1 protein-coding gene is annotated in these 1,030 nt (G+C 35.3%); it reads right to left on the bottom strand.

Annotation, left to right across the window (positions count from 1 at the left end; genetic code table 11):
- Positions 1–82: 82 nt before the first annotated feature.
- The coding region (locus UGRO018_RS17690; RefSeq protein ID WP_416327836.1) for an IS3 family transposase at positions 83–1,030 on the bottom strand (948 nt) is incomplete at its 5' end.

Below are 1,030 nucleotides of genomic sequence, written 5' to 3'. Positions count from 1 at the left end.
TGATCTGCCCCCTGTCAAGTAGACAGGTAAAATAAATAAAAATTAGTAATTGATGACTTGTCGTAAGATAGGTCATCTTTTTCTATGCTGTTGCGATATTGATTTGTTCTGTCTTAAATGACTGATAATACTTCTCAATGCGTCTATTTACTTCTATTGGATATTGTTGAACTTCATTCATTGCTGTTAGTGCTGCTGTTCTTACTTCTATTGGTGTTTGGTCACAATATCTTCCTTGTGGTCTTTCATGATTATAAAATTCAATGTATTTTTCTATTGATACCTTTAATTCCTCTGTTGTATGAAATTGATTCAGATAATACATTTCAGCTTTGATAATACCCCAAAAACCCTCTATTGGACCATTATCAATGCATCTTCCCACTCTTGACATACTCTGTATGATTTCACTGTCCTCTAACATTTTCTTGAAGACTCTGCTCGTGTATTGGTATCCTCGATCACTATGGAAGAGTGGCGTAGCTTCTGGATTGGCTTCCATTGCTTTCTCAAATGTACGGAACACTAGGTTATTATCGTTCCTGTAACTAATAATGTAAGATACGATACTACGGTCATATAAATCAATGATTGCACTCAAATACAGCTTTTGTTTCATACCGATGATTTTAAATTCTGTCACATCCGTTGCCCACTTTTCATTTGGCTTGCTCGCATTAAAGTCTCTCTTCAGTATGTTTTCTGCTGTTACTTCTGCTGTTGATTTTGTATATTTACTCTTCTTCCTACGGATAACTGATTTGACCCCTAATACATCCATGATTCGTTTAACACGTTTCTTGTTGTACTTCTTATGGTTGAATTTATTGATCCATCTTGTCATTCTGCGATAGCCTAGAATATGATAAAATCTCTCATCGTATTCCAGTATTAGCTGTGCTAGTTCATGATTCTCTAATTCCTCTTTGGTTTCCTTACGATTTTGCCATTTATAATAACTTGCTCTTGCGATTCCTAATACCTGGCACATCCAGTTGATACTCCAATGCTGAGTTTCATGTAGTTCTTT

The organism is Hoskinsella mucinilytica (assembly GCF_045223415.1).
GTDB lineage: Bacteria > Bacillota_I > Bacilli_A > Erysipelotrichales > Erysipelotrichaceae > Hoskinsella > Hoskinsella mucinilytica.
The sequence above is the reverse complement of the archived record's forward strand: the minus strand, read 5'-3'. Positions and strand labels throughout refer to the sequence as shown.